General features: G+C 70.9%; 14 protein-coding genes. 7 read left to right on the top strand and 7 right to left on the bottom strand.

All coding sequences use genetic code 11. The features are described 5' to 3' along the window. Window positions 1–51: 51 nt before the first annotated feature. The 3 genes from AB0I54_RS10505 (at window position 52) to hemC (ending at window position 2,685) form a co-directional block, all read left to right on the top strand. The gene (locus AB0I54_RS10505; protein ID WP_363295538.1) at window positions 52–828 is read left to right on the top strand and encodes an NPP1 family protein; all 777 of its coding nucleotides are present in this window, start codon (window positions 52–54) and stop codon (window positions 826–828) included. 79 nt (window positions 829–907) lie between these two features. Continuing rightward, window positions 908–1,426, top strand: coding sequence for a hypothetical protein (locus AB0I54_RS10500; RefSeq protein WP_363295537.1), 519 nt, complete (start codon window positions 908–910; stop codon window positions 1,424–1,426). A gap of 323 nt (window positions 1,427–1,749) precedes the next feature. Further along, the gene (gene hemC, locus AB0I54_RS10495; RefSeq protein WP_363296058.1) at window positions 1,750–2,685 is read left to right on the top strand and encodes a hydroxymethylbilane synthase; all 936 of its coding nucleotides are present in this window, start codon (window positions 1,750–1,752) and stop codon (window positions 2,683–2,685) included. A gap of 16 nt (window positions 2,686–2,701) precedes the next feature. On the opposite strand, the gene AB0I54_RS10490 is transcribed toward hemC, so the two are convergent. The 4 genes from AB0I54_RS10490 to AB0I54_RS10475 all read right to left on the bottom strand — a co-directional run bounded on the left by AB0I54_RS10490 (window position 2,702) and on the right by AB0I54_RS10475 (window position 5,613). After that, the gene (locus AB0I54_RS10490) at window positions 2,702–3,235 is read right to left on the bottom strand and encodes a hypothetical protein (RefSeq protein ID WP_363295536.1); all 534 of its coding nucleotides are present in this window, start codon (window positions 3,233–3,235) and stop codon (window positions 2,702–2,704) included. Window positions 3,236–3,426: 191 nt separating this feature from the next. After that, complete coding sequence (locus AB0I54_RS10485) at window positions 3,427–4,287, bottom strand: ABC transporter permease (RefSeq protein ID WP_363295535.1); 861 nt, start codon at window positions 4,285–4,287, stop codon at window positions 3,427–3,429. Continuing rightward, window positions 4,247–5,128: an ATP-binding cassette domain-containing protein gene (locus AB0I54_RS10480; RefSeq protein ID WP_363295534.1), complete on the bottom strand. Its 882-nt coding sequence runs from the start codon at window positions 5,126–5,128 to the stop codon at window positions 4,247–4,249. The genes AB0I54_RS10485 and AB0I54_RS10480 overlap by 41 nt, the downstream gene beginning before the upstream one ends. Next, window positions 5,125–5,613 (bottom strand): MarR family transcriptional regulator, encoded by a 489-nt coding sequence (locus AB0I54_RS10475; RefSeq protein ID WP_363295533.1) that lies wholly within the window; start codon window positions 5,611–5,613, stop codon window positions 5,125–5,127. Before AB0I54_RS10475 ends, AB0I54_RS10480 begins: the two co-directional genes overlap by 4 nt. Before the next feature lie 275 nt (window positions 5,614–5,888). Between AB0I54_RS10475 and AB0I54_RS10470 the strand changes: the two genes are divergently transcribed. Next, window positions 5,889–6,680 (top strand): SigB/SigF/SigG family RNA polymerase sigma factor, encoded by a 792-nt coding sequence (locus AB0I54_RS10470; protein ID WP_363295532.1) that lies wholly within the window; start codon window positions 5,889–5,891, stop codon window positions 6,678–6,680. A gap of 3 nt (window positions 6,681–6,683) precedes the next feature. Here AB0I54_RS10470 and AB0I54_RS10465 read toward each other — a convergent pair whose 3' ends face one another. Next, window positions 6,684–7,007, bottom strand: a complete 324-nt coding sequence (locus AB0I54_RS10465; protein ID WP_363295531.1) for an ANTAR domain-containing protein — start codon at window positions 7,005–7,007, stop codon at window positions 6,684–6,686. A 126-nt stretch (window positions 7,008–7,133) separates the two neighbouring features. Here AB0I54_RS10465 and AB0I54_RS10460 point away from each other — a divergent pair, with 126 nt between their 5' ends. Next, the gene (locus AB0I54_RS10460; RefSeq protein WP_363295530.1) at window positions 7,134–7,943 is read left to right on the top strand and encodes a VOC family protein; all 810 of its coding nucleotides are present in this window, start codon (window positions 7,134–7,136) and stop codon (window positions 7,941–7,943) included. A gap of 11 nt (window positions 7,944–7,954) precedes the next feature. Here AB0I54_RS10460 and glgX read toward each other — a convergent pair whose 3' ends face one another. Both glgX and AB0I54_RS10450 read right to left on the bottom strand, forming a co-directional pair. Continuing rightward, window positions 7,955–10,144: a glycogen debranching protein GlgX gene (gene glgX, locus AB0I54_RS10455; protein ID WP_363295529.1), complete on the bottom strand. Its 2,190-nt coding sequence runs from the start codon at window positions 10,142–10,144 to the stop codon at window positions 7,955–7,957. Continuing rightward, the gene (locus AB0I54_RS10450) at window positions 10,141–10,641 is read right to left on the bottom strand and encodes a pep a2 (protein WP_363295528.1); all 501 of its coding nucleotides are present in this window, start codon (window positions 10,639–10,641) and stop codon (window positions 10,141–10,143) included. Before AB0I54_RS10450 ends, glgX begins: the two co-directional genes overlap by 4 nt. Window positions 10,642–10,946: 305 nt before the next feature. On the opposite strand from AB0I54_RS10450, the gene AB0I54_RS10445 reads away from it, so the two are divergent. Beyond that, window positions 10,947–11,246, top strand: a complete 300-nt coding sequence (locus AB0I54_RS10445; RefSeq protein ID WP_363295527.1) for a DUF5133 domain-containing protein — start codon at window positions 10,947–10,949, stop codon at window positions 11,244–11,246. Window positions 11,247–11,315: 69 nt separating this feature from the next. Next, window positions 11,316–11,898 (top strand): maltotransferase domain-containing protein (locus AB0I54_RS10440; protein WP_363295526.1); only part of this gene is annotated, 583 nt, incomplete at its 3' end.

Raw genomic sequence — 11,898 nt, 5'->3', positions numbered from 1 at the left:
AACTCCCTTTGCCCCCACAGCCGTTGGGCTGCGCCCAAAGAGGAGGACGCAGTGTCGTCACCGAAGTTCAAGGCACACCGCAGAAGATGGCTCACCGGTCTGGCGGGAGCCGCCGCGCTCGTCGTCGCCACCGCCACCGCCGCGTACGCCGCCCCGCCGCCGGCGCTCCCGGCCAACGCCGAGCCGTCGGAGCTGACGTACCAGCCGGCCTTCGACTACGACACGGACGGCTGCTACTCCAGTCCGGCCATCGGCCCCGACGGCACGATCAACGGCGGTCTGAAGCCGACCGGTGCCCTCAACGGCTCGTGCCACGACGCCTCCGACCTGGACAACACGAACAGCTACTCGCGCTACAAGTGCAACAACGGCTGGTGCGGCTATCTGTACGGCCTGTACTTCGAGAAGGACCAGGCTCTGCCCGGAATCAGCCTCGGCGGCCACCGGCACGACTGGGAGCACGTCGTGGTGTGGGTGCAGAACGACCAGATCAAGTACGTCTCCACGTCCAACCACGGCTCGTTCACCGTGCACCCGGTCTCCGACGTCCGCTTCGAGGGCACGCACGCGAAGATCGTGTACCACAAGGACGGCATCAGCACGCACTGCTTCCGGCTCGCGAACTCGAACGACGAGCCGCCGGAGAACCACAAGCACACCTGGCAGTACCCGCCGCTGGTCGGCTGGAGCGGCTACCCGGCGGGCCTGCGCGACAAGTTGAGCACGTACGACTTCGGCAGCGCCCACTTCGGCCTCAGGGACGACAGCTTCGCCTCGCACCTCTCCTCGGCCAAGCCGTCCGGCATCCCCTTCGACCCCAACGCCTGAGCCGCCTCGGGTTCCCTGCCGCCCCGGGCGCGGCAGGGAACCCTTGGACGCCCGCCGGTCGGCGCCGCATCATGGCCGGATGGATCTTCACGGAGAACTGCCCTCCGCGGTGGACGCGGACGGTCTGCTGGGGCTCGCCGAGGGCCATCACGACCGCACCGTACGGCCGGCCGGGACCCGGGAGGCCGCCGGGCACCTGGTGAAGGTGTACGCACTGGAGGCACCGGGGCGCACGGTCACCGAGGCCGGCACGGACGCGGCGCTGGAGCTCGCCGGGGCGCATCTTGCGCTGGGGCGGCTGCGCGGCTCGCTCGGGCTCTCGGTGCTGATCGTGCACTCGGGCGGCGACGGGGACTACGTCCTGGTGCACACCTGGATCGAGGGCCACATGTCCGACCTCGCCGTATTCACCGGCCCGGCAGGCCGCCCCGAGGAGCTCCGGCCGGGCCGGAGCGGGCTCGCGCCCTGTGTGTGGGAGGCGGCCGTCCTCGCGCACGAGCGCGAGGCGTTCTCCCGGCACGTCCTGGGCGGCACGGGCGCCCTCCCGGACCGGCTCGCGGCCTGGAGCGCGGACACCGCCGAGGGACCGGTCCATTGACCGGCACTCCCCCGGTGCGTCACGCCGAGCGCGCCGAACTGGCCGCACAGCACGCGGAGTACGAGCGCGCACCACGGCTGCGCTGTCTGGTGGCCGAGACTCCCGACGGCGAGATCGTCGGCTACGCCACCTGCTCGCCCGAGCCGTCCACCTGGGAGGGCCGCGAGTTCCTCCACCGCTCACCGGCCAGGGGCCCGACTGACCACCGGACCTGTTTCCCTTCGGCCGGCACATGGAGTCATGACGGTACCGGTACTCGCGGCGCGGCGGAGCAATGCGGGCGATCGGGGCGGATGTCCGTCGTCACGGTCTATCGTGTCCCCATGTCCGTCCCGGAACTGATCCGTATCGTCTCCCGCGACTCACCGATGGCACTCGCTCAAGTGGAGCGTGTCCGCGCCGAGTTGGCTGTCCTCCATCCGCAGGTGCGCACCGAGGTCGTACCGGTGAAGACCACCGGCGACAAGTGGCTGGGCGAGCTGTCGAAGGTGGAGGGCAAGGGGGCGTTCACCAAGGAGGTGGATGCCGCTCTGCTGGCCGGGGAGGCCGACCTCGCGGTGCACTGCGTCAAGGACGTGCCGGCCGACCGGCCGCTGCCCGCGGGCACCGTGTTCGCCGCGTTTCTGAAGCGGGACGACATCCGTGACGCGCTCGTCCACCCGGGCGGACTCACCCTCGACGAGCTGCCGGCCGGCACCCGCATCGGCACCTCCGCGGTGCGCCGTGTCGCCCAGCTGGCCGCCACCCACCCGCATCTGCGGTGCGTGCCCTTCCGCGGCAACGCCAACCGCCGTCTGGAGAAGCTCGCGGCCGGCGAGGCGGACGCACTGCTGCTGGCGGTCTCCGGTCTGGAGCGGATCGACCGGCGCGAGGTGATCAGTGAGGTGCTGTCCCCGGAGACGATGATGCCGCCGATCGGCGCGGGCATCCTCGCCCTGCAGTGCCGGGAGGGCGACGCCGAGCTGATCGACGCGGTCAGCGGGCTCGGCGACCCGGACACCTACCGGGAGGCCGCGGCGGAGCGCATGTTCCTGCATGTCCTGCAGGGGCACTGCAACAGCCCGATCGCCGGTTACGCCCGCGTGGACCGCAGTGGTGAGCTGTCCCTGCGCGCCTGTGTGTTCACCCCGGACGGCAAGACGCGACTGAACGCCCACGAGTGGGCGGGCCGGCTCGACCCGGCCACGCTCGGCACCTCGGTCGCCGTGTCCCTGCTGCGGCAGGGTGCCCGCGAGATCATCGACGGCATCCCGCACTGACCGGCCGTGGCGGCCGTCAGGCGGTGCCCGGCTCCGTCTGGTCCTCCAGGTCCTTCAGGAAGACGCTCACCTGGTGGGCCAGGCTGCCCGGTCCGGTCGCCGCGGAGGCGGCGGCGAGCGGCTCCTCCAGCAGCCCGATGCCGCCCGCCCACAGCCGGCGGTCGGTCCACTCCTCGTCGACCCGCAGCTGGATCTGGACATCGACCTGGGTCAGCGCCGCCTCCGGCCCCGCCGCGTACACCACGGCGGTGGCCCGGCGCAGCGGGTAGACGTCGAAGCCCTCGATGAACTGCGAGTTGCGCCAGTCGATGAAGGCGCCCTCCCCGTCGGGGCCGACCCGTACGTCGATCTGCCCGTCCTCCAGCTGGACGCTGAAGTGGCGCGCGCCGCGGTTCTCGATGGTCACCCGGACACTGAAGTACGTCAGCCCGACGGCCGCGTCGTCGCGTCCGCGCGGCGGCTCGGCCGCCTCCAGGCTGTGGACGCGGACACGCAGACCGGCATGCTCGTCGTGCTCCTGCCAGTCCCCGACCACGTTCGGTTCGTACACGGTGCCCCTCTATCGACCTCGGAGAGCTGCTGTCTATCTGTGCGCCGAGCGCACTGTCAAATGAGCAGAATGCGCTGTGGCCAGGGGATTCGCCCGCTTTGATCGCTGATCAAGCGCTGCGCAGCGGGAATCCCCTCGGCGGGCCTCCGGGCGGTGTCCGGGTGCGTGCCGCACATCACGTCCGGGCAAGATCAGCGGGCGAGCCGGCCCAGCAGTGAGGAGGCGACGGTGATGCCGAGTGCGGCGGCCACGGCAAGGACGGCGAAGTCGGCGGCGAGATGCGCCGGCGTGCCGAGCAGAAGACCGCGCAGGGCGTCGACTTGGTAGCTCAGAGGGTTGGCCTTGCTGACCGCCTGGAGCCAGCCGGGCATGATGGAGACGGGATACAGGGCGTTGGAGCCGAAGAACAGCGGCATCGTGATCGCCTGTCCGATGCCCATCAGACGGTCGCGGTTGAGGACGATGCCCGCGATGGTGATCGACAGGCAGGAGAAGAAGGCGGAGGCGAGGACCACGGCCGCCGCGACGCCGAGCAGACGCAGCGGGTTCCAGGTCAGTGCGACGCCGAGCAGGCCGGCGATGACGATGACGACGACCGCCTGGATCAGCGACTTCACTCCGGCCGCGAACGCCTTGCCGGTGATCAGCGCCGAGCGCGGGGTCGGCGTGACCAGCAGTTTGTTGAGGATGCCGGCGTCCCGCTCCCAGATGATCTGGATGCCGTAGAAGATGGCGATGAACATCGCGGACTGGGCGATGATGCCGGGCGCGAGGTAGTCGATGTAGGGGATGCCGCCGGTGGGTATCGCCCGGATCCGGGTGAAGGTCTGGCCGAAGATCAGCAGCCAGAGGGCGGGCTGGATCGCCCTGGTGTACAGCTCGGTGCGGTCGTGGCGCAGTTTCTGCAGTTCGACGGTGCACATCGCGACGACCCGGGCGGGCAGCAGCCGCCAGCCCGCGCGGGGCCGGGGCGGCCGCAGCAGGAGGTCATTGTCCGCCGTGGGGACGGGATCAGCCGACGCGGTTGGCGGTGCGGCGGGTGCTTCGGACATCGCGGAAATCTCCTGACTTCTCGTCGAGACCGCTGCCGGCGACGTCGCGGAAGACGTCCTCCAGGGTGGGCAGCGTGTCCGTGGCCGGGGCGCCCGCGGCGCGACGGCGTTCACCGAGTCCCTGCCTGAGTTCGGCGGGGGTGCCGAGGGCGCGGATGCGGCCGTGGTGCATCAGGCCGACGCGGTCGCAGTACTGGTCCGCCTCGTCCATGTAGTGGGTGGTGACCAGGACGGTCATGCCGGTGGCCGCGCGGACGGCGTTGATGTGCTCCCAGACACCGGTCCGGGCGATCGGGTCGAGGCCGATCGTCGGCTCGTCGAGGATCAGCAGGCGGGGCGCGCTGACCAGGGCCTGGGCGAGCTCCAGTCGGCGGACCATGCCGCCGGAGTAGGTGCCCACCAGCCGGTCGGCGGCGTCGGCGAGGCCCACGGCGGCCAGGGCCTGCGCGACCCGGGCGGCCCGCTCGCGGCGGGGGACGTCGAAGACCCGGGCGAAGAGGGCGACGTTCTCCCGTCCGGTGAGCCCGCTGTCGGCGGACAGTTGCTGCGGGACGTACCCGAGGAGGCGTCGTACGGCCATGCGGTCGCCGGCCGTGTCATGACCGAAGACGCGGACCATGCCCGCGGGGACGGGCAGCAGCGTGGTGATGCAGCGGATCGCCGTGGTCTTGCCGGCGCCGTTGGGGCCCAGCAGCCCGAAGACCTCGCCCTCCCGCACGGTCAGGTCGAGCCCGTCCACCGCGTTGGTCTCCCCGAACGCGTAGGCGAGCCGTGTGCAGGTGACGGCTTCGGCCGCGCCGGCGGCGGTGTCCCACGCTTCGACTGCCGTGTCCCGCGTCATGGTTCCAAGGCCTCCTCGTGCAGGGTGACGGCCAGCTTGCGCAGCGCCGGGAGTGCGGTGCGCAGCGCCTCCCGGTCCGCCGCGTCGAGCCGGTCCACATGGCGGCCGACGAGGTCCGCCCGGCGCCGCTGCCAGTCCCGCAGCCGGTTGCGGGCGGCCTCGGTGAGCTGCAGGCGGGCGGCACGCCGGTCGGCCGGGTCGGTCTCCCGGATCAGATAGCCGTCCTTGGCGAGCTTGTTGACGAGGGTCGAGACGGAGTTGCTCGCCAGGTACAGCTCCTTGGCGGCGTCCGAGATGCCGATGCCGGGCCGGGCCTCGACCAGGCGCAGCAGTTCCACCTCGGCGCCGCGCAGCCGCGGCGCGGTCAGCCCGCTGCGCAGCCGGCGGCGGATCAGCCGCTGGATGCCGACCAGGGTGTCCGCCAGTTCCTCCGGGAAAGCCTCCGGCTCCCTCGGTTCCTTCGGTAGCGGTCCCTCGGGTTCCACACTTGGAGATTACCTCTGTGTCAGAGGTATCTCTCCCCAAGGAACGGTCAAGTCGGACACTCGGGCCCTTGATGGCTTGGTGCTGTCACCATTTCGGGTGATTTGTTTCGGCATGTCCAGTTCGGGGAATGCTAAGGCAGTGCTTCGGACAGGAGGCACGTCCGTGGGAGCCGGTTCGCCGGGCCCCGGGTGTCCCCTCAACGGTCCCAGCGCGTCCCTCTCCTCCCATGGTGTCTGTCCCATCCAGCACCCGCTGAGGGAGGTGCGCACCCGTCATGGGTACCACCACCAGAACGAAGCCCCATCCGCACGACGACGCCCCCGACACGGCCGAGGCGTTCGAACGGCTTGTCGAACTGCCGGACGGCCCGGAGCGCCTGGCGCTGCGGGACGAGCTGGTCCGGCTATGGCTGCCGATGGCCGAGCGGATCGCCGTCCGGTTCCGTGACCGCGGGGAGACCCTGGAAGACCTCTACCAGGTCGCGGCCCTGGGCCTCGTCAAGGCCGTCGACCACTACGACCCGGCACGCGGCCGCGCCTTCGAGGCGTACGCCGTACCGACCGTCACCGGTGAGATCAAGCGCCACTTCCGTGACCACATGTGGACGCTGCACGTGCCGCGCCGGGTCCAGGACCTGCGCAACCGGGTCCGGAGCACCGCGAAGGAACTCGCGCAGACGATCCCGGGCCGGGCGCCCACGATCGCCGAGATCGCCGAACACGCACACCTGACCGAGGACGAGGTCCGCACCGGGGTCGAGGCGCTGGAGTGCTTCTCCGCACTGTCCCTGGACGCCGAGATGCCGGGCACCGAGGGTTACGCCCTGAGCGACGCCCTCGGGGACAGCGATCCCGGCTACGACCTCGTCGTCGACCGCATCGCCGTCAAGCCCTTTCTGGAGGCTCTGCCCGAGCGTGAGCGCCTCATCCTGTATCTGCGGTTCTTCCGGGGGATGACGCAGAGCAGGATCGCCGAACAGCTCGGGATCTCCCAGATGCATGTCTCGCGGCTGCTCAGCGGCTGCTTCGACCGGCTGCGCAAGGATCTGCTGGCCGAGACGCGCTGAGCCTCACAGCGGCGGTGTCCCCGGAACCTGTGTCGGACCGTGCCGGTCGAGGGCGTCCTCCAGCTCGGCGCGGATCTCCGGGGGCATGTCACCGGTGCGTCCCCAGATCAGGATGAGTTCCGCGACATTGCGCAGCTTGATGTTCGTGTGCTGGGAGACGTCCTTCAGCACCGCCCACCCCTGGTCGGGCGTCACCCGGCCCAGGGCGACCACCATCCCGATCGCCTGGTCCACCACGGCGTGCGAGGCGACCGCCTCCTTCAGCTGGTGCACTTCTTCCTGCAGCTCGAAGATGCGATCGGTCTCGCTCTCGTAGGGCTCGCCCATCCATCAATCGTGTCACTCGTCCGGCCGTATGCCACCGGGGTGCTCGGCAGGCGCCCGGACCGCTTCCGGTTGGACACTGGTGGAAGACCGGTGGCCACCGGTCCCGGACACCAGGACGCGAGTGCGATGAACCATGACATGACCCTCCCCGGCGGCGCGAAGAAGAAGGAAGTCGTCTCCACGCACTCCGTCTTCGGCGCCCCCTGCTGGGTGAGTCTGACCAGCCGTGACCTCAAGGCCACGGAGGAGTTCTACGGGGCCGTACTGGGCTGGCGATGGCGGAACGCCAAGCTCGGTGATCATTTCCGGATCGCGCTGGCGGGCGGGGTGCCGGTCGCCGGGATCGCCGCGGTCGCCGCCATGTGGCAGATGGCGGTGACCTGGACGCCGTACTTCGCCGTCCCGAACGCGGACGAGGCCGCGGCCCGGGTCCGGGAGCGCGGCGGCACCGCGGCGGTCGGCCCGCTCTCCTTCCCGCCCGGGCGCGCGGCGCTGCTCGCCGACCGGGACGGGGCCATCTTCGGCATCTGGGAGGGCGAGCTCATCTCCAACTGGGAGACCTGGCGGCGGGCGGCGCCGACGTTCATCCGGCTGCACACCCGCAACGCCTTCGACGCCGCCCTGTTCTACGGCGAGATCCTCGACTGGGCCACGGACCGGCCCGGCTGCTGCGAGGTCGAGTACGAGGCCGGCGAGGTGGTGCTGCGCAGCCGGGGCGACGTGGTGGCGCGCATCGACTCCGGCGCGGTGGAGGCGGCGCCCGATCCGTCGGTCCGGCCGCACTGGCAGATCCACTTCGCCGTGGCCGACGTGACGGACTGCGCCCGCGCGGCGGAGAAGCACGGCGGCAGCGTGCTGCGCGAGGAAGAGGAGGAGGCCGTACTGCGCGACCCCGACGGCGCGCAGTTCACGGTGACCTCCCGCCGCGAACACTGACCTCCGCTGCATCACGGGCGCCGCGTCCTGGCCGGGCCTCGGCCCTTTTCAGGGCCCTGGCCGTCGGCGCGGGACGGGCGGGACAGCAGGACGAGGCTGCGGGGCTCGACCCGGAGGCCGGTGGCCGCCTTGTGCTCGCGTTCGTCCGGGATTCCCTCCGGGTCGGCCGTGTCGATCAGGGTGGTCCAGCGCTCGCCGTAGGTGTCGTCGGGCAGTCGGAAGTCGACCGGTTCCCAGTAGCTGTTGAGCAGCAGCAGGAACGAGTCGTCGACCACGCGCCGGCCGTACGGGTCGCGTTCGGCGATGGCGTCGCCGTTGAGGAACACGCCGACCGAGTGCGCGTCGGGGCGCTGCCAGTCGCGGCCGGTCATCTCGCGTGCGTCGGGCAGCAGCCAGACCAGGTCGGGCAGGCGTTGCCCGGCGTGGGTCACCGTAGCGCCGCGGAAGAAGCGGCGGCGGCGCAGTACGGGGTGGGCGGCGCGCAGGGCGATGACGTGGCGGGTGAAGTCCGTCAGCGTCCGCTGCTCCCCGGTCGGGGACCAGTCGATCCAGGAGACCTCGTTGTCCTGGCAGTAGGCGTTGTTGTTGCCGCGCTGGGTGCGGCCCAGCTCGTCACCGTGGCAGAGCATCGGGATGCCCTGCGACAGCAGCAGCGTGGCCATCAGGTTGCGCTGCTGACGGGCGCGCAGTTCCAGGACCGCGGGGTCGTCCGTCTCGCCCTCGGCGCCGCAGTTCCAGGACCGGTTGACGCTCTCCCCGTCCCGGTTGCCCTCGCCGTTGGCCTCGTTGTGCTTGTCGTTGTACGAGACGAGATCGCGCAGGGTGAAACCGTCGTGCGCGGTCACGAAGTTGACGCTGGCCCGGGGCCTGCGCCTGCTGTGCGCATAGAGGTCGGAGGAGCCGGTGAGCCGGGAGGCGAACTCGCCGAGCGAGCCCGGTTCCGCCCGCCAGAAGTCCCGTACCGCGTCCCGGTATCTGCCGTTCCACTCCGACCACAGGGGCGGGAAGTTGCCGACCTGGTAGCCGCCCTCCCCCACGTCCCAGGGCTCGGCGATGAGCTTGACCCTGCTGATCACCGGGTCCTGCTGGATCAGGTCGAAGAACGCGGACAGCCGGTCCACCTCGTGGAACTGCCGGGCGAGCGTGGCCGCGAGGTCGAAGCGGAAGCCGTCGACGTGCATCTCGGTGACCCAGTACCGCAGCGAGTCCATGATCAGCTGGAGTACGTAGGGATGCCGCATCAGCAGGCTGTTGCCGGTGCCCGTGGTGTCGTAGTAGTGCGCCCAGTCGCCGTCGACGAGACGGTAGTACGAGGCGTTGTCGATGCCGCGGAAGGACAGCGTGGGACCGTACTGGTTGCCTTCGGCGGTGTGGTTGTAGACGACGTCGAGGATGACCTCCAGGCCGGCCGCGTGCAGCGCCTTCACCATCGCCTTGAACTCGTTGACCTGCTGCCCGCGGGTGCCGAAGGCGGCATAGGCGTTGTGCGGGGCGAAGAAGCCGATCGTGTTGTAGCCCCAGTAGTTGGACAGTCCCCGGTCCTGGAGCACGCCGTCCTGCACGAACTGGTGCACCGGCATGAGCTCGACCGCGGTCACCCCGAGCGAGGTCAGATGCTCGATGACGGCCGGGTGCGCGAGGGCGGCGTAGGTGCCGCGCAGCCGGGACGGCACCTCCGGGTGGGTACGGGTGAGTCCCCGTACGTGCGCCTCGTAGATCACGCTGTCCGCGTACGCCCGCCGGGGCGGGCGGTCGTCGCCCCAGTCGAAGTACGGATCGGTGACCACACCGAGCATGGAGTGCCCGGCGCTGTCGGCCGGGGAGGCACCGCCCGGATCGCGCTCGTAGAGCGAGGCGTGGTTGTCGATCTGCCCGTCCACGGCCCGTGCGTACGGGTCGAGGAGCAGCTTCGCAGGATTGCACCGGTGGCCGAGGTCGGGGTCCCACGGGCCGTGCACCCGGAAGCCGTAGCGCTGGCCCGGTCCGGTCCCGGGGACATAGCCGTGCCAGACGAACCCGTCGACCTCGGTCAGCGGCGCGCGGGTCTCGGTGCCGGCGTCGTCGACCAGTACCAGGTCGACCTGCTGGGCGACCTCGCTGAACAGGGCGAAGTTGGTGCCCTGTCCGTCGAAGGCGGCGCCCAACGGGTAGGGGTGCCCGCTCCACACGGGCACCCCTTTGCGTTTCGGTCGTGCCGTCACCGGGCGGCCTCCACCGGGTCCGCCGAGGTGGCCAGTGCCGCGACGGGCATCTCCCGGGGCACCTGGCGCACATATCGCAGGCTGGGCTCCGGGGCCGTCGGGACCAGCGGGACGCGCTCGCCGCTGCGGGCGCGCTGGGAGAACCAGATGATCTTGCTGCCGGTGTCCGAGGCGCAGCATCCCCAGCCGTCGCTCGTCGCGGCGATCTGGGTCAGGCAGCCGCGCAGGTCCTGGTCGGGGCGCAGATCGCGGTCGTCCTCGCCCACGGCGGTGATCAGATGCTGGCCGTTCCACCACATCTCGATGGATGTGTGCTTGTCCGTCGCATGCTCGTCGATGGCCCGCAGCAGCAGTTCGGTGCCGCGGCAGACGGGATCCACGAGGTTTTCGAGGTCCCAGTGGCGGAGGTGGGCGGCCAGGATGCGGCTGACCTGTCCGACCCGTTCGGGGCTGACTTCCACGTCGAGGTGGTAGTAGCAGGGCACTGCGGTCTTCATCGTCGCTTGCTCCTCACCGGCGAAGCTGCCGCTCGTTCTCGCCCCCGCAGGCAATGGCCCCGATCACTGAGCGTCGAGCACCGATCGCTCCTGAGTCAGATCCACAGTGCGGGTACTACGCCATTCGTGCAACACGAGAGCACTCGAGTGGTGGTTGAAGATCCAACAAGACGCTGAGTCGTCACACGTGCACCATGAGTGAAAGTGCCTCGATCGCCGTAACGGTTCCGTGCCTCTCCGTGCACGGAGACCACCCGACCGTCGGGAAACGCGCCCAGTCGAGAGCGTGGAGGGTGAAGAGGGCCATGCTGCTACCCGCTAAGGCCGAAGTGGCCAGGCAGTTGCGGCGGTACCGGGCGTGGGAACGTGTGATGCTCGCCGCTCCGGCGGACCGCGAGGTGCGGGCCACGTTCGAGGACTCGGGCTACACGCTGTGCGTGCTGATGGGCAAGCGGTGCGCCCGGGAGGCCGCCGACGCCGCCGAGCGCTATCTGCGCTCCAGTCTGGGCAGCTACCTGCAGGAGCAGGGCGGGCGGCCCCATGGGAGCGGCGCGGCGCGACGGGCTCCGCCGTGGGACCGGCGTTCCAGCGCCAGGAGGCACTGACCTTCCGGTGTCATTCGGATTCCGAGCCGGGCCCGGGGCCCGGCTTCGCGCACGGCGGAGGTGAGACCCATGAGTTCGACCCCGGCCATCGGCCGAGTTCCGGTCCGCGACGTCCGGCCGGCCGTGGACTGCGGCAGGCGCCCGGCGAAGGCGGTGACCGGGGAGACGTTCCAGGTCACGGCCACCGTCTTCCGTGAGGGACACGACGCCGTGGCCGCCAATGTCGTACTGCGGGACCCCGAGGGCCGCCCCGGCCCGTGGACGCCGATGCGTGAACTCGCCCCGGGCACCGACCGCTGGGGCGCGGAGGTCACTCCGGACGCGACGGGCCTCTGGACGTACTCGGTGGAGGCCTGGAGCGATCCGGTGGCCACCTGGCGCCGGACCGCCCGCATCAAGGTCCCGGCGGGCATCGACACCGGGCTGGTGCTGGAGGAGGGCATGGACCTCCACACCCGGGCCGCCTCCGGGGTGCCCGAGGGCCCCGAGCGCGAGGCGGTCCTGGCCGCCGCCCGGGCGCTGGGCGACGACTCGCTCTCCCTGGAGGCCCGTCTCGGGGCGGCGTTGGCGCCGGAGGTGGACGGGGTGCTGGCGCGGTATCCGCTGCGGGAGCTGGTGACCGCGTCGGAGCCGATGCCGCTGCTGGTGGAGC

This window comes from Streptomyces sp. NPDC050625 (assembly GCF_040654755.1).
Classification (GTDB): domain Bacteria; phylum Actinomycetota; class Actinomycetes; order Streptomycetales; family Streptomycetaceae; genus Streptomyces.
Note: the sequence above shows the minus strand (reverse complement) of the source record. Positions and strands in the feature narration are given on the sequence as shown.

Coding starts and splice junctions, on each gene's coding strand:
- AB0I54_RS10450 (WP_363295528.1), bottom strand. CDS start 10,641: ATGAAGACCGCAGTGCCCTGCTACTACCACCTCGACGTGGAAGTCAGC.
- AB0I54_RS10500 (WP_363295537.1), top strand. CDS start 908: ATGGATCTTCACGGAGAACTGCCCTCCGCGGTGGACGCGGACGGTCTG.
- AB0I54_RS10465 (WP_363295531.1), bottom strand. CDS start 7,007: ATGGGCGAGCCCTACGAGAGCGAGACCGATCGCATCTTCGAGCTGCAG.
- AB0I54_RS10485 (WP_363295535.1), bottom strand. CDS start 4,287: ATGTCCGAAGCACCCGCCGCACCGCCAACCGCGTCGGCTGATCCCGTC.
- AB0I54_RS10470 (WP_363295532.1), top strand. CDS start 5,889: ATGGGTACCACCACCAGAACGAAGCCCCATCCGCACGACGACGCCCCC.
- AB0I54_RS10445 (WP_363295527.1), top strand. CDS start 10,947: ATGCTGCTACCCGCTAAGGCCGAAGTGGCCAGGCAGTTGCGGCGGTAC.
- AB0I54_RS10480 (WP_363295534.1), bottom strand. CDS start 5,128: ATGACGCGGGACACGGCAGTCGAAGCGTGGGACACCGCCGCCGGCGCG.
- hemC (WP_363296058.1), top strand. CDS start 1,750: ATGTCCGTCCCGGAACTGATCCGTATCGTCTCCCGCGACTCACCGATG.
- AB0I54_RS10460 (WP_363295530.1), top strand. CDS start 7,134: ATGAACCATGACATGACCCTCCCCGGCGGCGCGAAGAAGAAGGAAGTC.